General features: G+C 65.1%; 13 protein-coding genes and 2 tRNA genes. 13 read left to right on the forward strand and 2 right to left on the reverse strand.

From position 1 onward, the window contains the following. Positions 1 to 131 precede the first annotated feature (131 nt). The 7 genes from BLT96_RS09645 to BLT96_RS09675 all read left to right on the forward strand — a co-directional run bounded on the left by BLT96_RS09645 (position 132) and on the right by BLT96_RS09675 (position 6,357). Positions 132 to 208, forward strand: a tRNA-Asp gene (locus BLT96_RS09645). 54 nt (positions 209 to 262) lie between these two features. Continuing rightward, positions 263 to 339 (forward strand) — tRNA-Asp (locus BLT96_RS09650). A gap of 164 nt (positions 340 to 503) precedes the next feature. Beyond that, complete coding sequence (locus tag BLT96_RS09655; RefSeq protein WP_090863854.1) at positions 504 to 992, forward strand: RrF2 family transcriptional regulator; 489 nt, start codon at positions 504 to 506, stop codon at positions 990 to 992. An 8-nt stretch (positions 993 to 1,000) separates the two neighbouring features. Further along, on the forward strand, positions 1,001 to 1,909 hold the full coding sequence (locus BLT96_RS09660) for an HhH-GPD family protein (protein ID WP_090863855.1): 909 nt from the start codon (positions 1,001 to 1,003) through the stop codon (positions 1,907 to 1,909). 73 nt (positions 1,910 to 1,982) lie between these two features. Further along, positions 1,983 to 2,528 carry a rubrerythrin gene (gene rbr, locus BLT96_RS09665; RefSeq protein ID WP_090846112.1) on the forward strand — a complete coding sequence of 182 codons (546 nt, stop codon included), beginning with the start codon at positions 1,983 to 1,985 and terminating at the stop codon, positions 2,526 to 2,528. A 491-nt stretch (positions 2,529 to 3,019) separates the two neighbouring features. Next, complete coding sequence (locus tag BLT96_RS09670) at positions 3,020 to 4,339, forward strand: O-acetylhomoserine aminocarboxypropyltransferase/cysteine synthase family protein (protein WP_090863857.1); 1,320 nt, start codon at positions 3,020 to 3,022, stop codon at positions 4,337 to 4,339. Positions 4,340 to 4,590: 251 nt separating this feature from the next. Next, on the forward strand, positions 4,591 to 6,357 hold the full coding sequence (locus BLT96_RS09675; RefSeq protein ID WP_197674349.1) for a class I mannose-6-phosphate isomerase: 1,767 nt from the start codon (positions 4,591 to 4,593) through the stop codon (positions 6,355 to 6,357). Positions 6,358 to 6,381: 24 nt separating this feature from the next. Here the strand turns inward: BLT96_RS09675 and BLT96_RS09680 are convergent, their stop codons facing one another. Together BLT96_RS09680 and nth are read right to left on the reverse strand one after the other, a co-directional pair. Beyond that, entirely contained in the window at positions 6,382 to 6,678 is a 297-nt protein-coding gene (locus BLT96_RS09680; protein WP_090863858.1) for a DUF6485 family protein, read from the reverse strand. Then, entirely contained in the window at positions 6,678 to 7,451 is a 774-nt protein-coding gene (nth, locus tag BLT96_RS09685) for an endonuclease III (RefSeq protein ID WP_090864346.1), read from the reverse strand. Before nth ends, BLT96_RS09680 begins: the two co-directional genes overlap by 1 nt. A gap of 343 nt (positions 7,452 to 7,794) precedes the next feature. On the opposite strand from nth, the gene glgB reads away from it, so the two are divergent. The 6 genes from glgB to BLT96_RS09715 all read left to right on the forward strand — a co-directional run bounded on the left by glgB (position 7,795) and on the right by BLT96_RS09715 (position 19,770). Next, on the forward strand, positions 7,795 to 10,065 hold the full coding sequence (gene glgB / locus BLT96_RS09690; RefSeq protein WP_090863860.1) for a 1,4-alpha-glucan branching protein GlgB: 2,271 nt from the start codon (positions 7,795 to 7,797) through the stop codon (positions 10,063 to 10,065). Positions 10,066 to 10,164: 99 nt separating this feature from the next. Then, a complete protein-coding gene (locus BLT96_RS09695) occupies positions 10,165 to 12,615 on the forward strand; it encodes a glycogen/starch/alpha-glucan phosphorylase (protein ID WP_090863862.1) in 2,451 nt (816 codons plus the stop codon). 63 nt (positions 12,616 to 12,678) lie between these two features. After that, positions 12,679 to 13,827, forward strand: a complete 1,149-nt coding sequence (locus tag BLT96_RS09700; protein ID WP_090863864.1) for a glucose-1-phosphate adenylyltransferase — start codon at positions 12,679 to 12,681, stop codon at positions 13,825 to 13,827. A 2-nt stretch (positions 13,828 to 13,829) separates the two neighbouring features. Further along, on the forward strand, positions 13,830 to 14,927 hold the full coding sequence (glgD, locus tag BLT96_RS09705; protein ID WP_090863866.1) for a glucose-1-phosphate adenylyltransferase subunit GlgD: 1,098 nt from the start codon (positions 13,830 to 13,832) through the stop codon (positions 14,925 to 14,927). Positions 14,928 to 14,937: 10 nt separating this feature from the next. Next, the gene (gene glgA, locus BLT96_RS09710) at positions 14,938 to 16,413 is read left to right on the forward strand and encodes a glycogen synthase GlgA (protein WP_090863868.1); all 1,476 of its coding nucleotides are present in this window, start codon (positions 14,938 to 14,940) and stop codon (positions 16,411 to 16,413) included. Between the two features lie 12 nt (positions 16,414 to 16,425). Then, positions 16,426 to 19,770, forward strand: a complete 3,345-nt coding sequence (locus BLT96_RS09715; protein WP_336433187.1) for a 4-alpha-glucanotransferase — start codon at positions 16,426 to 16,428, stop codon at positions 19,768 to 19,770. Positions 19,771 to 19,788: the final 18 nt, after the last annotated feature.

The raw sequence follows: 19,788 nt of genomic DNA on the forward strand, positions 1-19,788 counted from the left end.
GGGGCGCGTTCTTCTCGCCCGCGGGCGCGCACCCCGCCAGGTTGTGCATAACCGGTGGAGAAGAACTTTCTTAATTTTGTGCTAGACAAACGTGGGGCGAAGCGTGTACTATTGCTTACGCACTGATGCACGGGGTATTAGCTCAGCTGGTTAGAGCGCCGGCCTGTCACGTCGGAGGTCGCGGGTTCGAGTCCCGCATATCCCGCCATTCATGTATTCAGGGCTTCGGGGAACCGGGGCCCTTTTTATTGCACCAGCGCACGGGGTATTAGCTCAGCTGGTTAGAGCGCCGGCCTGTCACGTCGGAGGTCGCGGGTTCGAGTCCCGCATATCCCGCCATCTTGACCGCAGAGGGGTCTCGGGCAACCGGGACCCCTTTCTTGTGCGGCGGCGCGCAGGGCGCCAATGGGCTACAATCACAAAATGCTGCCGCAAAGGTGGCCTTAGCCGGCGCGCCGCACGGGCGCCGCCGACGCAGGGGACACGGCACGAAGGGTCGGAACGTGGACATCTCGAGGAAGACAGACTACTCGCTGCGCATGCTCGCCGAGCTCGTCAGGAGCGACGGCGTGGTGTCCGTCCGCGCCGCGGCCGAGAAGAACGGCATCCCGTACTCGTTCGCACGCTCCATTCAGCACGACCTTGTGACTGCGGGCATCATAGAGAGCACGCGCGGCGCGCGCGGAGGCATGCGCCTGTGCGTGGACCCGCGCGAGGTGACCATGCGCCAGGTGATCGAGGCGATCCAGGGGCCTGTGTACGTGGCCACGTGCGGTACGGCCGGCCCGGAGGGCGCCGCGTGCCCCTTCCGCCCAGAGTGCCACTTCAACCCCGTCTGGTGCGAGGCGGAGCGCATCCTGACGCGCTACTTCGACTCCATCAGCCTGTACGAGGTGGTCTGCGAGCACAAGCACCCCGCGCTGACGCCCGAAAGCGGCTTCGAGGTGCTGGGTCCGGCGCCGCGGGTGCCGGACGTGCCCAGCGCGCGGTAGGCGCCGTCATGAGCGACGCCACGCCGACGCCATCCGCGGCCCCCGTGACTCCCGTGCAGGTGCCGCCGGAGTTTCGGCAGAGGGTGCTCGAGCGCGGTCGCGAGCTGTATCGCGACCTCCCGTGGAGAAGAACGCGCGATCCGTACCAGATATGGATATCGGAGGTCATGCTCCAGCAGACCCAGGTGGCTCGCGTCGACGGGCGCTGGCAGCGCTGGTGCGAGCGCTTTCCCAGCGTGGATGCGCTTGCGGCGGCGGACGCGGCCGACGTGCTGGAGGAGTGGCAGGGAATGGGCTACAACCGCAGGGCGCTTTCGCTGTGGAGGGCCGCGGGCATCGTGAGCGCCGCGGGCGGCGACATGCCGACGGAGGCCCGCGACCTGGTGGCGCTTCCCGGCATAGGCCCGGCGACGGCCGCCGGCATCCGAGCGTTTGCGTATGACCTGCCCGGCGTCTACCTCGAGACCAACGTGCGCTCCGTCTTCCTGCACGAGTTCTATCCCGACGCCGTGGCGGTGCCGGACAAGGACCTGGTGCCGCTGGTCGAGGCCAGCTGTCCGGCCGACGGCTCGGATCCGCAGGACGATCCGAGGACGTGGTACTACGCCCTTCTCGACTACGGCGCGTACCTCAAGAAGACGCTGCCCAACCCGTCTAGGCGCTCGAAGACGCATGTGAGGCAGTCGAAGTTCGAGGGGTCGCACCGGCAGAAGCGCGCGGAACTGGTGAGGCTGCTGCTGGACCACCGTGCGACTGACCGCCGCGGTATCGACCTTGTGACGATTGCCGAAGAACTGTCTTCGATTGAGGTGGAATCGGGTAGAAGAAAAATATCCGCGTGTGATGTGGTCGCTCTGCTGGAAGAGCTCGAGGCCGAGGGATTTTGTCACAAAATAGGTGACAATTGGTCGGCGTAGGTCATATCATGTGAGGTGCGTCACAAGTGATGGACGGGCAGGGGGCCCGTCCCGTTGCGAGAGGAGATCGTACATGGCTGTCGACTTTGAGAACTCCCAGACGAAGAAGAACCTCGAGGCCGCGTTTGCCGGCGAGAGCCAGGCAACGAACAAGTACTCCTACTATGCGAGCAAGGCCAAGAAGGAGGGCTACGTCCAGATCTCGAACATCTTTAGCGAGACCTCGGGCAACGAGCGCGAGCACGCGAAGCTCTGGTTCAAGTACCTGCACGACGGCGACGTTCCCGACACCCTGGCAAACCTGAAGGACGCGGCCGCGGGCGAGAACTACGAGTGGACCGACATGTACAAGGGCTTCGCCGAGACCGCCGACGAGGAGGGCTTCAAGGAGATTGCCGCCAAGTTCCGCATGGTCGGCGAGGTCGAGAAGCACCACGAGGAGCGCTACAACAAGCTCGTCGAGCGCGTCGAGAAGGGCGAGGTGTTCCAGCGCGAGGGCGTCAAGGTCTGGAAGTGCCTGAACTGCGGCCACATCCACGTGGGCGAGACCGCGCCGAAGGTCTGCCCCGTCTGCAACCACCCGCAGAGCTACTTCGAGGAGCTGGCAATCAACTACTAGCGCCTCAAGCCGCCACGGCGGCACCATGAGCGACTCGCGCCCCGCACGCCAGCGACGTGCGGGGCTTTTTTGTGCCGCGTGAGCGGGTGTGCGTCGCCGCGAGCGCGTTGGGCCGTGCCGCCAGTCGCGTTCTCTCGCGGCGCTCCACCTACGTAAACGCCGCCAATCCCAAGTTTTCTACGTTGCACGTCAACAGCGTTATCGATAATACCGATAACAATTAAACTGATACTGAGAGATAGCATCTACCTGCGAAAATGTTCAAATAGGCCACAGTCTCACATGAAAATCCTTGCGAGTGTCAACTGGTGCCCTATGATGTGCTCACGATGAAAACGAGAGCAGACATATCACCTACGAGCACGTTAATGCCCTAGCCCGGCCTCAGGAAGCTGCAACCACGCAGACGAGGACCGGGCAGCGGCAAGGCAATCGTTATCGCATCAGGAAAACATCAGGCGCACACGGCGCCACCCACAAAGGAGAACATCATGGCGTTCGAGCTCGATCCCACCTTCGCATCCGACCCCGAGAAGCACTTCGACACCCTGCAGGTCCACGCCGGCTGGTCGCCCGACCCCACCACCGGCTCCGCGGCGCTCCCGATCTATGCGTCCGCGGCGTTCCAGTTCGACGACGCCGCCGATGGCGCCGCCAAGTTCGCCCTCGCCAAGCCGGGCAACGTCTACGGCCGCCTGACCAACACCACCACCGACGCCGTCGCCGCCCGCGTCGCTGCGGTCGAGGGTGGCACGGGCGCCGTCGCCGTTGCCTCTGGCCATGCGGCAGAGATCCTCGCCCTCACCAACCTCGTCGGCGCCGGCGACCACATCGTCGCGTCCGACTCGCTGTACGGCGGCACGTGGAACATCCTGCTACACACCCTCGGCGACCTTGGCGTCGAGACCACCTTCGTCGAGAACAACGACATCGACGCGTTCGTCGCCGCCACGAAGGAGAACACCAAGCTCTGGTACGTCGAGACCATCGGCAACCCCCTCGTCGACGTCGCGGACGTCCCGGCGCTGGTCCAGGCCGCAAACTCCCTGCCGTCTCCGGTGCCCGTCTTCGTCGACAACACCTTCGCGACGCCCTACCTCTACCGTCCCGCAGAGGACGGCGCGGCCGTCGTAATCGAGTCCCTCACCAAGTGGATCGGCGGCCACGGCGCGACGCTCGGAGGAGCCGTCGTCGATACCGGCAAGTACGACTGGAAGGCCCAGGCGGACAAGTTCCCAACCATCGCGAAGCCCGACCCCTCCTACCACGGCGTCGTCTTCGCGGATGCCGCTCCCGCCGCGCCGTTCTCCACGCGCGTCCTTGCCAACAAGCTGCGCGACTTCGGCCCGACGCTCTCCCCGTACGGCGCGCAGCTCATCGGCATCGGCCTCGAGACCCTCTCCCTGCGTGTCCAGCGCCACTCCGACAACGCGCTCGCCGTCGCAAGGTGGCTGAAGGATAACCCCAAGGTCGCGTGGGTCCGCTACTCCGGACTCGAGGACGACCCCTCACATGAGGTCGCGTCCCGCATCCTCAGGCACGGCTTCGGCGGCGTCGTGGTCTTCGGCCTCAAGAGCGGCCGCGAGGGTGGCCTCAACGTCGTCAACAACGTCAAGCTCTTCACCCACCTCGCCAACGTGGGCGATGCCAAGTCCCTCATCATCCACCCCGCCTCGACCACGCACTCCCAGCTCACGGCCGAGCAGCTCAAGGCCGCGCACCTCAGCGAGGACCTCATCCGCCTCTCCGTCGGCATCGAGGATGTGGACGACATCATCGCCGATCTCGACCAGGCCATCTCCAAGGCCTAAGGCCCAAGGCGGCACCTCGCGCGGCATGGCGACTCGAGCCGCGCGACAACCACATCGCACGCAACAGGGGACGACGCCCGCAGAAGGCGCCGTCCCCTTCTTGTGCGGCGGGATAGAATGATGCCCCGTGGGGCGCGCGTGTCGCGCCACCGGACGCGCGGGTGGCACCGTCGGGTGTGCGGGGCGAGAAGAACCCCCGCCGTCCGTGTCCGCGCGCCATGACCGCATTGGCATCGTCGCTGGGAGGAACCGTGGCCAAAACCGTGGAGCCGACTCCGCAGGGGTACGCGTACGACAAGGAGCCGGAGGTCCGCGTCGCGGGCTTCTCGGACGCCGCCTGGGAAGGGGCCCGGGCAGTCTCGCGCGAGCTCGGGCGCCTGCGCGGCGAGTCCGTCGTGGTGGTGGACTGCTACCCTGGCGTCACGCCGGACGTGCTCGACCTGGTGCGTGAGGCCATCCAGCCGGACGAGGTGCTGCTGGCGCAGGACATGTATCGCGACCAGGGGCAGATAGACGCGATGCTCGCGCCGCACGTGACGCAGGACCGCGTGCGTGGGGTCATGTTCTACGGCTCGCTGCAAGACTTTGTGGACCCCGCGCGCCTGGACGCCCTTCGCGAGCGCCTGGCGCGGGCAAGGTGCGCAGGCAGGCGCGTCCTGGTGTATGGCGTCGGCGCGGCCCTGGTCTGCGCGGAGGGGACCCTCGTGTACTGCGACCTCGCCAGGTGGCAGATCCAGCTGCGCTATCGCGCCGGGGCGTGCAACTTCCTGCAAGACAACGCCACGGAGGACGCCCTGCGCAAGTTCAAGCGCGGCTACTTTATAGACTGGCGCGTCGCGGACCGCCACAAGCGCACCCTGCTTGGCCGCATCGACTACCTGCTCGACACAAACGATGCCACCTGCCCGCGCCTCGCCACGGGCGACGCCTTTCGTGCCGGTCTGGCGCAGGTGGTGCGCCGCCCGTTCAGGCTCGTTCCGTACTTCGACCCCGGCGTCTGGGGCGGAACCTGGATGCGCGATCACTTTGGCCTTGACCCCAAGGCGCCCAACTACGCGTGGAGCTTTGACGGCGTGCCAGAGGAAAACAGCCTCTGCCTGCGCATCGGCGGCGTCCGCATAGAGGTTCCCGCGCAGGATGCCGTCCTGTCGCACCCCACGGAGCTGCTGGGGGCCGCAAACTACGCGCGCTTTGGGGCGGAGTTTCCCATCCGCTTTGACCTGCTGGACACCATGGGCGGCCAGAACCTGAGCCTGCAGGTCCACCCAAGCACGGACTACATCCACACGCACTACGGCATGGCCTACACGCAGGACGAGAGCTACTACATCCTGGACGCGGAGCCCGGCGCGGGCGTCTACCTGGGCCTTCGCGAAGGCGTGGACCCGGCGCGCATGATGGGTGCCCTACGCGCCGCCAACCGAGGCGAGGCGTCCTTCTCGGCCGAGGAGTTCGTCAACCGCATTCCTGCGCACCCGCACGACCACTTCCTCATTCCCGCGGGCACCGTGCACTGCTCGTCCGCGGGCTGCATGGTGCTCGAGATCAGCGCGACGCCGTACATCTTCACGTACAAGCTGTGGGATTGGGGCCGCTTGGGCATGGACGGCCTCCCGCGCCCCATCCATCTGGACGATGGCGAGAAGAACATCCGGTGGGACCGCACCACCACCTGGGTGCAGAGGAACCTCGTGGACCAGGCCCGCGAGGTCGGGAGCGGCGACGGCTGGGTCGAGGAGCGAACCGGCCTGCACGAGCTGGAGTTCATCGAGAGCCGGCGCGTCACCGCGACGGTGCCGACCAGCCACGACGCGAGCGCCGGCGTCCACGTGCTCAACCTCGTTGAGGGGGCGGCCGCGGTGGTGAGGAGCCCCCGGCACGCGTTCGAGCCGTTCGAGGTCCACTATGCAGAGACGTTCATCGTCCCCGCGGCGGCGGGCGCCTACGTGGTGGAGCCGGCGCGGCCGGGGGAGCGCATCCGCCTTGTGAAGGCGTACGTGCGTAACGCCACGGCATAGCGGGCGGCCACGCATGGCGGGCCGCTACGCCTTGTGCGCCTCGTCAAACGCCTTCGTCCGGGCCGCCGTGTCGCGGCGCGCCTCGTCGCTACGCGGGTGCAGCTGCACAAAGCGCGCAAACCCCTCCACGGACCAGTCGTCCCAGCCCTCCGTGTCGCCCAGGTTCTTGAACATGCACGTGGGCACCTCGCCCAGCGCCAGGTTCTTGCGGATGCACGCGTCGCAGCCAAAGCCGCCCCTCGCCAGGTTCGCGGGGTTGTTGGGATTGCACGGGCAGCGCGTGTCGCCGCAGGTGCAGAAGTGCCTGCCAAGGTCCGCCATCACGAGTCCCTTTCGCTTGTCTTTTTTCCACGCGCGCTGTCGGCGGCGCGCTTGCCGCCCCTCGCGCCCTTCGTGCCGGCCTTTCCCGCACCCTTCGCAGGCCCGCGTCGGCCCGCCTTCGCCGCCTTGAACGCTGACGGGCAGATGTCCGCGCACGGGCAGCCCTCGCACTTCGGCCGCTGCGCCGTGCACGTGTCGCGGCCAAAGTGTATCCACTCCTCGTTCACGTAGGTCCAGAGCTCCTGCGGCAGCAGGTCAAGCAGGTCCTTCTCCGCCGCCGCGGGAGTGCTCGCGCGCGTAAAGCCCATGCGCGTGGCAATGCGAAACACGTGCGTGTCCACCGCGATGCCCTCGCATATGCCAAACGCCTTGTTCAGCACGATGTTCGCCGTCTTGCGGCCCACGCCAGGCAGGCGGCACAGCTCCTCCATCGTGTGTGGCACCTCGCCGCCAAAGTCGCTCATGATCATCTGCGACAGCTCCACGCAGTGCGCGGCCTTCGCGCGCCAGAAGCCAATGCTGTGGATGACCTCGCCCACCTCGGCCGGGTCGGCCTGCGCCATCGCCTGCGGCGTGGGCCAGCGGCGAAAGAGCTCCGGCGTCACGCGGTTCACGCCGGCGTCCGTGGTCTGGGCAGAAAGCATCACGCATACCACCAGCGTAAACGGGTCGTGGTAGTCAAGCGCGCTCTGCACGCCGGGGTATCGCTCGTGCATGCGGGCGCAAAACTCGATGCCGCGCTGACGGCGCGACGCCTTCGACTCTCGTGGCACGATCTTCTCACCTGCCTTGCCGTGGCCCGACGTCGTGCGCGCGGGCGCAACGCGCGGGGTCAAAACTTGCCGTTAGTGGCACATGATACCCGCTTTTGTGTCCATGCGACCGCGCTGTCCGTGCCACCGCCGTCGCTCGTTCCCGCGTAACGGCGGTTCGCGCGCGTATCGCCGTATACCTCCGCCCGCGCCCGCTTCGCGCCGGTCGCGCGCGGCCCGTTTGCGGCCGACCGCGAAGTCATGGCCGCAAAGCCTTGCCCGTTTACATAGAATGTGTAGTTGCGGTGGTGATTGCGTGGGCATGCCACCCACCCTAGTCGTGACGAAGCCGGAGGATGGTCGCATGAGCGCGCCTATAGCCAACTACCTTCTTACCAACGATGACCTTTACCTCATGGGCAAGGGCGTGTGGTACCGCAGCTACGAGAAGCTCGGCGCCCATCCCTGCAACAAGGACGGCGTCGAGGGCTACTGGTTTGCCGTGTGGGCGCCAGACGTCAAGAGCGTCCGCGTGATCGGCGACTTCAACGACTGGGACACGGACGCCACCTACCTCGAGTGCACGCCTACCGGCGACGTGTGGTACGGCTTTGTGCCCGGCGCCACGGAGGGTCAGCTCTACAAGTACCTGATCGAGACCGCCCGCGGCGACCTGCTGTACAAGGCCGATCCGTACGCGTTTTACGCGGAGTGCCCCCCGGGGACGGCGTCGCGTACCGCGGACATCTCCGGCTATAAGTGGCAGGACGAGAAGTACATGGCCTCCCGCGCCAAGCAGGACTTCTTCAAGCGGCCGCTCAACATCTTCGAGTGCCACCTGGGCAGCTGGAAGCGCCACCCGGACGGCCTGGCCGGAAACGGCGACCCGGATTCCGACGACCATGCCGGCAGCTACCTCACCTACGACGAGCTCTCCGTCGAGCTGGTCGATTACGTGAAGAAGATGGGCTACTCGCACATCGAGGTCCTGCCCGTGATGGAGCACCCGTTCGACGGCTCGTGGGGCTACCAGGTGACGGGCTACTTCGCGCCCACCAGCCGCTACGGAAACCCCAGGCAGTTCAAGCACTTTGTGGACGCCTGCCACCAGGCGGGCATCGGCGTGATCTTAGACTGGGTGCCCGGCGGCTTCTGCCGCGACGAGCATGGCCTGGTGCACTTTAACGGAGAGAAGCTGTACGAGAAGGAGGAGCACCCCAACTGGGGCACGTTCAAGTTCGACTTCTCGCGCAACGAGGTCCGCAACTTCCTGACGTCCAACCTCCTGTACTGGGTGGGGGAGTATCACGCGGACGGAATCCGCATGGACGGCGTCACGTCCATGCTCTACCTCAACTTTGGCGTGGACGACCCAAGCCAGAAGAAGTTCAACTCCCGCGGCACGGAGGAGGACGACGCCTCCATCGAGTTCATCCGCACGTGCAACGACACCGTGGGCAAGTACTACCCTGACGTGATGAGGATCGCGGAGGAGTCCACGGCGTGGCCGCTCGTGACGTACCCCACCTCCGACGGCGGCCTGGGATTCCACTTCAAGTGGGACATGGGCTGGATGAACGACACGCTGCACTACATGCAGACCGACTTCCCGTATCGCCCCGGCAACCACAAGCTCCTGACCTTCTCGACCATGTACCAGTTCAACGAGAACTTCATCTTGCCGCTCAGCCACGACGAGGTGGTCCACGGCAAGTGCTCGCTCATCACCCGCATGCCGGGTGACTACTGGCGCCAGTTTGCGGGCATGCGCGCCCTTGCGCTGTACCAGATGACGCATGCGGGCGGCAAGCTCAACTTCATGGGCAACGAGCTTGGCCAGTTCATCGAATGGCGCTACTACGAGGGCATCCAGTACTTCCTGACGGAGGAGTACGAGAGCCATGCCCACCAGCAGCACTACGTCGCGGCCCTGAACGCGCTCTACGAGGCGCAGCCCGCGCTGTGGCAGGACTCGTACTCGCCGGAGGGCTTCGACTGGATCGACGCGGACAACGCCGACCAGTGCATAATCTCGTTCGCGCGCCATGGCGACGACGAGAAGGACGACCTCGTGATCCTGATCAACTTCGAGGTGAACCCCCACGAGGACTTCAGGCTGGGCGTGCCGAGGCCGGGCATCTACGAGGAGGTCTTCAACTCCGACGACGAGGAGTTCGGCGGCTCGGGCGTCACGAACAGGGGCGTGAAGTTCAAGACGGAGGACGTGCCGTGGAACCGCCAGGAGCAGTCCATAGAGCTGCGCATACCGCCCCTGGGCGGCACGATCCTGCACTACGTGGGCCCGCTGCCCAAGAAGCGCACGCGCAAGACTGCCGCGAAGTCCGCAAAGCCGACCGCGAAGTCCGCGACAAAGTCCGCGTCTAAGGCCAAGGCGCCCGCAAAGTCCGCCGCAAAGGCGTCTACCTCGGCAAAGTCCGTCACGAAGGCCGCGTCCAAGGTAACGAAGGACGCGACCGCGGGTAAAGCCGCGGCAAAAAAGGCACCCTCGCGCAAGACCTCGACCGCAAAAACTGGTAACACTAAAGTGGCTGGCAAGTCCAAGGCGCCCTCGACGTCTTCGAGCAAAGGGGGAACCGCGAAGGCGAGAAGTGCGGGCGCCGCGAAGCCGGAATAGCCGACGAGGCAAGCGAGCCGGGCGCGCACGGACGCGCTCGCAGGGGGAGGAGAGGACCGCCGCCGCGGGGTCCCGCCAAACATCGTTCTAAGGAATGACATGACTGAACAGAGCTGGCCCAAGATCTTTACCGACAAGGAAGACTTCATCAAGCAGTATCGCCTGGCGTGCGAGCGCGAGTTCTCCAAGTCCCATGAGGAGCTCGGTCCGCAGGAGCGCTACTACGCCATGGCAAGCCTCATCGCGGGCAAGGCGAAGGCGCTTCGCGGCGACACCCTGAAGCGGGCAAACGACAAGGGCGAGAAGACCGTGTACTACTTCTCCATCGAGTTCCTACTCGGGCCCCTGCTTGACAACTACCTGCTGAACTTTGGCATCCGCGACATCGTGAAGGCGGCGTGCAAGGACCTTGGCATGCAGCTCGACGACATCGAGCGCTGCGAGAGCGACCCCGGCCTCGGCAACGGCGGACTCGGCCGCCTGGCCGCGTGCTTCCTCGACTCCATGGCCGCACTCGGCATCAACGGCAACGGCAACGGCATGCGCTATCGCTATGGCCTGTTCAGACAGGCCATCGAGGGCGGCCGCCAGGTCGAGAAGATGGACAACTGGCTGGAGCACGGATTCCCGTGGGAGACCCGCAGGAACGAGAGCGCCGTGCTCATCCGCTTCGGCGGCCAGGTCGTGCGTCACGAGGAGAACGGCCGCTACTGGTTCACGCAGGAGGGCGGCGAGCTCGTGAAGGCCGTCCCGTACGACGTGCCCATCGTGGGCTACGGCGCAAAGAAGGTCAACAACCTGCGCCTGTGGAGCGCCGAGCCCGCCGAGGAGAACTTCGACCTCGACGCGTTCAACGCCGGCGACTACGCGAAGGCCATGAAGTTCCGCTCTGACGTCGAGGCCATCTCGCAGATCCTGTACCCGAACGACGCCGGCGAGCACGGCCGTCTGCTCAGGCTGAAGCAGGAGTACCTGTTCGTCTCCGCGGGCCTGCAGACGATCCTGCGCGACTACAAGAAGAAGTATGGGAACGACGCCTGGGAGGACCTCGGCAAGCACGTCTCCATCCACACGAACGACACCCACCCCGCCATGTGCGGCCCCGAGCTCATGAGGCTCCTGGTGGACGAGCATGGCGTCGACTTCGACCTCGCGTTCAAGATCGCGCAGCAGACCATCTCGTACACCAACCACACGATTATGCCCGAGGCGCTGGAGAAGTGGCCCATCAGCACGTTCCGCGACCTGCTTCCCCGCACCTACATGTTCATCGAGGAGATCGACCGCCGCTATCGCGAGGGCTTCCCCCACACCGACCCCAACTGGCAGGAGGAGTTCAAGAACACCGCCATCCTGTGGGACGGCCAGATTCGCATGGCGAACCTCTCCGTCATCTTCGCGAACTCCGTCAACGGCGTCTCCGCACTGCACACCGGCATCCTCGAGGCGACGACGCTGCACGACTACTACAAGCTGAGGCCCGAGAAGTTCAACAACAAGACGAACGGCATCTCGCACCGCCGCTTCCTCGGCAACGCGAACCCCAAGTACGCGAAGCTCGTGTGCGACGTGCTGGGCGAGGGCTGGCTCGGTGACGCGAACAAGCTGGCCGAGCTCGAGAAGTATGAGGACGACCCCTCGTTCCTGGAGCAGTTCGAGAAGGCCAAGGAGTGGGACAAGCAGCGCCTCGCGGACTACATCAAGGAGACGACGGGCACGGTCCTCGACACCAGCATGGTGTTCGACGTCCAGGTCAAGCGCTTCCATGCGTACAAGCGCCAGCTGCTGAACGTGTTCAAGATCCTGGACATCTACAACAGGCTGCTTGCCGACCCGTCCTTCAAGCCGCGCCCGACGGCGTTCATCTTCTCTGGCAAGGCCGCGCAGAGCTACACCTTCGCCAAGGAGGTCATCCGGCTCATCAACTCCGTCGCGGACGTCATCAACAACGACAAGCGCGTGAACGACGTCATCCGCGTCGCGTTCGTGCCCAACTTCGCCGTATCGAGCGCGCAGCTCATCTACCCGGCGGCCGAGATCTCCGAGCAGATCTCGTGGGCGGGATCCGAGGCGTCCGGCACCTCGAACATGAAGCTCATGATGAACGGCGCCATCACGCTCGGCACCTACGACGGCGCGAACGTCGAGATCGCGAAGCTCGTGGGCGATGAGAACATCAAGATCTTCGGCCTGAGGACCGAGGAGGTGGACGCGCTCCGTGCGAGCGGCAACTACTGGGCGTACGACCTTCTCAAGAAGGACCCGGACCGTCTTGGCCGCATCGTGAACCAGCTGAAGGACGGCACGTTCGCGCGTCTGTCCGGCAACTTCGACAGCATCTACGACGAGCTCATGGTCGGCAATGACCACGACCTCGTGCTGAAGGACTTCTATTCGTACGTGGACGCGTGGGAGGAGCTGACCCAGGCCTACGGCGACCGGGCGAAGTGGAACCGCGCGGCTGTGCACAACACGGCCAGGTCCGGATATTTTTCCAGCGACCGAACCATTCGCGAATATGCCCATGACATTTGGCATATTGATGCATAGGTAATGATCGGGGCGAGGGGCCTCGGTACATAGGGATGTAAAGCTCGAAAGGGGAGAAGTTCAATGAGCAAGAGGGAATGCATTGCAATGCTTCTTGCCGGCGGCCAGGGCAGCAGGCTCGGCGTCCTCACGAAGGAAGTCGCCAAGCCCGCCGTCTCGTTCGGCGGGAAGTATCGCATTATTGACTTTGCACTGTCCAACTGCGCCAACTCTGACATCGATACCGTTGGCGTGCTGACTCAGTACAGGCCGTATCTCCTGCACAACTACCTTGGCTCCGGCAGCGCCTGGAACCTGGACGAGAGCGAGGGCGGCCTGTTCATCCTGCCGCCATACGCCACCCAGACCGGCGGCGCATGGTATGCGGGCACCGCGGACGCCGTGACCCAGAACCTGGGCTTCATCAAGCAGAACGACCCCGAGTACGTCCTCATCCTCTCTGGCGACCAGCTGTACAACATGGACTACCAGAAGATGCTCGACAACCACAAGCGCCACAACGCGGACCTCACCATCGCGGTCATGCCCGTGCCCTGGGAGGAGGCGTCCCGCTTCGGCATCCTGACGACCGACGAGGATGAGAAGATCCTCAAGTTCACCGAGAAGCCCGCAGAGCCAGACTCGAACCTCGCGTCCATGGGCATCTACATCTTCAACGCAGACCTCCTGGTCAAGACGCTGGAGGAAGACGCGGAAGACGAGAACTCCGAGCACGACTTCGGCAAGGACATCATCCCGAAGCTCCTTGCCGCCGGCAAGCGCCTCTACACCTACGAGTACAACGGCTTCTGGCGCGACGTCGGCACCATCGCCAGCTACCACGAGACGAGCATGGACCTGCTGGGCACCAAGCCCGACTTCGACCTGTTCGACACCGAGGCTCCCATCATGAGCAACGCCGGCGCCATGCCGCCTGCGTACGTCGGTCCGGACGCCACCGTGGACGACTGCCTCGTCGGCAACGGCAGCAGCATCTACGGCAAGGCCGTGCACTCCATCGTCTCGACCGGCGCCGTCGTCGGCGAGGGCGCGCTCGTCCAGGACTCCGTGCTCCTGCCGGGCGCTGAGGTCAAGGCCGGGGCGCGCGTCATCCGCGCCATCCTCGGCGAGAACTCCGTCGTCGAGGCGGAGGCGACCCTTGGCAGCTCTGACCAGTCCGCTGATATCGCCGTCATTGGAAATGACACAGTCGTTGCAAAGGAGGCGGAGTAGAGATGGAAAAGCTCCTGGGCGTCATTACCGCCAACTACTCCACAAAGTATCCGAGCGTCCTCTCCGAGACGCGCCCGGTCGCGTCCCTGCCCTATCTCGGCCGCTACCGCGTCGTCGACTTCGCGCTCTCCAACATGGTCAACGCCGGCATCCGCACCGTCGGCATGATCATGCCGTACAACTACCGTTCCCTGATCGACCACATCGGCTCTGGCCGTGACTGGGACCTGAACCGCAAGAAGGGCGGCCTGTTCATCCTGCCCGGCTCTGCGTTCGGCACCTCCCGCACGGGGTCTCGCTTCCTGCTTCGCGACCTCGAGTACAACAAGGTCTTCCTGAAGCGCAGCGACGCCGAGCACGTGGTCCTCTCCTCCGCGAGCTTTGTCTATAACATGGACTACGACAAACTCATCGAGGCGCACAAGGCCTCCGGCGCGGACATCACCGTCGTCACCCAGTCCGCGAGGGGCAAGGATGCCGACGTCACCGGGCTCTCCGTCGACGGCACGCGCGTCCATGGCATCAAGCACGGCGTCGAGCGCGGTGAGGTTTCGTTCCTCGACTGCTTCGTCATCGGCCGCGAGTTCCTGCTCCAGCTGCTCAACTGGTATGAGCAGACCGACTACCTCGACCTCTTCGAGGCCATGGCAGCCGACTACGAGCGCGTGAACGTCCAGACGTACGACTTCGACGGTTACGTCGCGCCGATCTTCAACAAGGACAACTACTTCAAGTCCAACATGGACATGCTCGACCCGAAGATCTCCTCCGAGCTGTTCCCGGCCGACCGCACGATCAAGACGAAGGCCCACGACAACGCCCCCGCGAAGTTCGAGACCGGCTCTCGCGTGAGCAACAGCCGCGTCTCCGGCAGCTGCCGCATCAAGGGCACCGTGTCCAACTCCATCCTAGGCCGCAACGTCGTCGTGGAGACCGGCGCCGTCGTCAACAACTCCATCGTGATGCAGTCCTGCGTGATCAAGACCGGCGCACGCGTCGAGAACGCAATCGTCGACCGCGACAACGTCGTTCCCGCCGGCACCGAGCTCAAGGGAACGCCCGAAGCCCTGTTCATCAAGGAAAAGGCATCGGTAGAGTAGGGATTAGCCCATGAGTGATCAGGTCACACGCAAGATAAAGATCCTGTTCGCCGCCACGGAGGCCGTCCCGTTCGTCAAGACGGGCGGCCTGGGTGACGTCGCTGGTTCGCTGCCCCGCTCACTTAATGCCGCAGGGGCGGAATGCTCCGTCATCCTCCCGAAGTACGCCTCGATTCCCGAGGAGTACCAGGAGAAGATGACCCACATAGCAGACTTCTACGTTCCCCTTGCGTGGCGTAGCGTCTACTGCGGCATCGAGAAGCTCACCTACCAGGGTGTCGACTTCTACTTCGTAGACAACGAGGCCTACTTCAAGCGTGACGGCATCTACGGGTACTACGACGACGGCGAGCGCTTCGCGTTCTTCTCTAAGGCGATCTGCGAGGCCATCGAGAAGCTGCCCGAGCTCCAGTGCGACGTGCTGCACTGCAACGACTGGCAGACGGCGCTCGCCACGGTGTTCCTGCGCGAGTTCTACCAGGACTCCGAGGCGTGCCGTCACGTGAAGACCGTGTTCACGGTCCACAACGTCAAGTTCCAGGGCCAGTACAACGACAAGGTCCTCGAGGACGTCCTCGGCCTCGCGGACAACCCGACGGCGTCGAGTCAGCTGTACAACGGCTACGGCACCGTCGACTACATGAAGGGCGCGCTCTGCTACTCAGACCTCATCACGACGGTCAGCCCGAGCTACGCCAACGAGCTCCAGATGCCGTTCTACGGCGAGGGCCTCGACGACATCTTCCGTCGCCGCTCGTCGCAGCTCCGCGGCATCCTGAACGGCATCGATACCGACCTGTGGAACCCCGCGACGGACAAGCTCATCGAGAGCAACTACGACGAGGACTCCCTGGACCGCAAGGCCCAGGACAAGGCCGCCCTCCAGCGCGAGCTTGGCCTTGAGGAGGATCCCACCCGCCCGCTCATCGTCATGATCGGGCGCCTCACGAACCAGAAGGGCCTCGGCCTCGTTCGCTATGCCATGAACCACCTGATGGAGCGTGGCACGCAGGTTGCGATCCTCGGTACGGGCGACAAGGACCAGGAGGATGCGTTCAAGTACTTCGACTGGACGTACGGCGACCAGATGGTCGCGCGCATCGCCTTCGACAACGCGCTCAGCCACCGCATGTATGCCGGCGGCGACATCCTGCTCATGCCGTCGGAGTTCGAGCCGTGCGGCCTGTCGCAGATGATCGCCATGCGTTACGGCACGCTCCCCGTCGTTCGCGAGACCGGCGGCCTGCAGGACAGCGTCGTCGCGTACAACAAGTACACCGGCGAGGGCACGGGCTTCAGATTCACTAACATGAATGCCGACGAGATGGCCAACTGCGTGCTTGATGCGTGCGAAGTGTTCTGGACGGATAAGGACGCATGGATTAAGCTACAAAGGCAAGCAATGGAGACCGATTTCAGCTGGAGTCGCGCGGCAGACACGTACATGGACATGTACCACTCGCTGCACCCGGAGATCGGTCGTTAAGCAGAAGAGGGTATGGCTTTGAGGGCTAGGCACAACACCTCAGACAGCCAATACAGGAACCCGTTCGGCGCCGTCCTTGCTGGCGGCGCCGTTTCCTTGTGTATTGACGTCTGGGACGAGCCGTCGGCGGAGGCACGGCTTCGCGTTTGGATAGACGACAAGGGCGAGAAGATCCTGGACATGGACCGCATCCCCCTCGGCGATCAGGAGGCCGCCCAGTTCGGGGACGACGTTCCCGTGCGCTTCGGCGTCACGATCGAGCCGGAGGAGCCCGAGGTCATCTGGTACTCGTTCCAGATCGTCGCGGCGGACGGCGCCGCGTGGCGCTACGGTGCCGCGCGCGAGCACGGCTGCGGCGAGGGCGCCTTCGCCTTCGGCGAGCCGCCATCGTTCCAGATCACCGTGTACCAGAACGAGCGCAAGGAGCAGCCGGACTGGTACAAGAACGGCATCGTCTACCAGATCTTCCCGGACCGCTTCTACCGCGGCAAGGGCTGGGAGAAGAGCGTGGAGGCAGCGTTCAAGAAGCCCCACAACGCCGGCCCCGGCATGCGCTTCGTGGACGACTGGTTCACGTACCCGCGCTACGACAAGACCCAGGACGGCCGCATCGCCAACTGGGACTTCTACGGCGGCACGCTAAACGGCATCCGCGAGAAGCTCCCGTACCTCGAGGCCCTCGGCATCACGGTCATCTACCTCAACCCCATCTTCGAGGCCGCGTCCAACCACCGCTACGACACGGCCAACTACCTCAAGATCGACCCGATGCTCGGTACGGAGGCGGACTTCAAGGCGCTGTGCCAGGACGCGTCCGCCCGTGGCATCTCCATCATCCTCGACGGCGTGTTCAACCACGTCGGCGCGGACTCCCTCTACTTCAACAAGTACGGCAACTACGGCTCGGAGGGCGCGGCCCAGCCCGGCGCCTCCGCGTACGACACCTGGTTCGACTTCAACGGCGACGGCAGCTACAAGAGTTGGTGGGGCGTCGACGACCTGCCCGACGTGAACGAGGACAGTCCCGACTTCCGCGAGCTCATCTGCGGCCACGACGGCGTCATCCGCAAGTGGCTCCGCCTCGGCGCGCGCGGCTGGCGCCTCGACGTGGCCGACGAGCTCTCCGACGACTTCATCTCAGAGATCAAGGCGGCGGCCCTGGCCGAGAAGCCCGACGCCGTCGTGATCGGCGAGGTCTGGGAGGACGCGACCAACAAGTTCGCGTACAACAGGCTCCGCCACTACTTCTGGGGCTCCGAGCTCGATGGCACCATGAACTACCCGTTGCGCCAGGTGCTCCTAGACTTCCTCACCAACCGCGTCGAGGCTGCGGAGGTCTGCCGCGTCACCCAGTCCCTCATGGAGAACTACCCGCCGGAGGCGTTCGCGAGCGAGCTCAACCTGCTGGGCAGCCACGACCGGATCAGGCTTCTCACCATCCTGGGCAACTCGCCGGAGCCGGATTCCCTCGGCGACTACCAGCGCTACGCGTTCCGCCTGGACAAGGACCACACCAACCTCGCCGTCAGCCGCCTGTGGGTCGCGGCCCTGCTACAGATGACGCTGCCCGGCGTCCCAAGCATCTACTACGGCGACGAGGCCGGCCTCCAGGGCTACGGCGACCCGTACAACCGCGCTGCCTTCCCGTGGCGCCGCGAGAACAAGGACTGCTTCGACATCTATCGCAACGCCGTCGCCATCAGGAAGTCCCTGCCCGTGTTCACGGACGGCGACTACCGTCCGTTCGCGATCGGTCGGGACGTCTTTGGCTTCTGGCGCGAGGACGCCAACTCCAAGGTCTGCGTGCTCGTGAACGCAAGCCTCGACGTCGACCACACCGTCACCATCCCGCTGGACGGCCTCGAGGTGGACGACGTCGTCTCCGGCAAGGCGCCCAAGGTGGAGGACGGTAACGCCCGCGTGTTCCTGTGGCCGCTCGGCACGGCCGTGCTCAACCTGCACAAGCGGCAGCGCCTACAGAAGCCCATGGAGCGCGGCATGGGCGTGGTCTGCCACGTCACGTCGCTTCCCAACCCGGGCCGCCCCGGCAAGCCGGGCACGCTGGGAGACCCCGCGTACCGCTTCATAGACTACCTCGCCGCCGGCGGCCAGCGCTACTGGCAGGTCCTTCCCGTCAACCCCACGGACCACTTCGGCTCCCCGTACGCGGGGCTTTCCGCGTTCGCGGGCAACGTCGCGCTCATGTGGGGCTACGACGAGGACGGCGGCACCTCCTTCTCGGCGGACTTCGAGGGCACGCGCGAGTACCGCGACTTCCTGCAAGAAAACGAGGAGTGGCTCATCCCGTACGCAACGTTCCGCGCCATCAAGCGCCGCATGGGCGAGAAGAGCTGGCAGGAGTGGCCGGAGCGCTACCGCGAGTACAGCGGCAGGCTCGCCCACAGCAAGGAGCTCGCCGCGGACGTGCGCCGCGAGTGCGCCGTGCAGTTCGAGTTCATGCGCCAGTGGGGCGAGGTCCGCGCGTACGCCAACGCCCGCGGGATCAAGATCATTGGCGACATGCCCATGTACGTGAGCGCGGACTCGTCCGACGTCTGGGCGGAGCGCAAGTACTTCGCAGTGGGCGCCGACGGCTACCCCGCGGGCCAGGCGGGCTGCCCGCCCGACAGCTTCTCTGCGGACGGCCAGCTGTGGGGCAACCCAACGTATCGCTGGGACGTCATGCGCGCTGACGGCTACCGCTGGTGGATGCGCCGCTTCAAGCGCGCGTTCCAGCTGTACGACTACGTGCGCCTGGACCACTTCCTGGGCTTCAGCAGCTACTACTGCATCCCAAACGGCAAGACCCCGCTCCAGGGTTCGTGGTACTTTGGGCCTGGGCTCGACCTGTTCCGTCGCGCGTACCAGGAGTTTGGCCCGCTGCCCGTCGTGGCGGAGGACCTTGGCACCGTCACGCCGGCCGTGCGCACCCTCGTGAGCGCAACCGGCTTCCCGGGCATGGACGTGGCCCAGTTCTACCAGGGCGATCCCAGCGAGCAGTACGAGCCCGCGCCGCAGAAGATGGTGTACACCTCCACGCACGACACCAACACGCTCCTGGGCTGGGTGCGCGAGCACTACGGCCTCGCGCCCGCGGAGGGCGCCGGCGAGGAGGATGTCGTGCGCCTGCACGACGAGGCCGTCGCCAAGGCGGATCGCGTGATGGACAACTGCCTCGCCACGGACGCCGATGTCGCCATGGTCACGCTGCAGGACGTCCTTCGCCTGGACGAGAAACACCGCATGAACGTGCCGGGCGTCGCCACGGGCAACTGGAGCTGGCAGGCAGACCAGGCGTCCATTGACGCCTCCCAGCAGCATCTGCGCGATCTGGCCGAGAAGAGCGGCCGCATCTAGCGGCGGCGCACGCGTCCG

It is taken from the genome of Parafannyhessea umbonata (assembly GCF_900105025.1).
GTDB lineage: Bacteria > Actinomycetota > Coriobacteriia > Coriobacteriales > Atopobiaceae > Parafannyhessea > Parafannyhessea umbonata.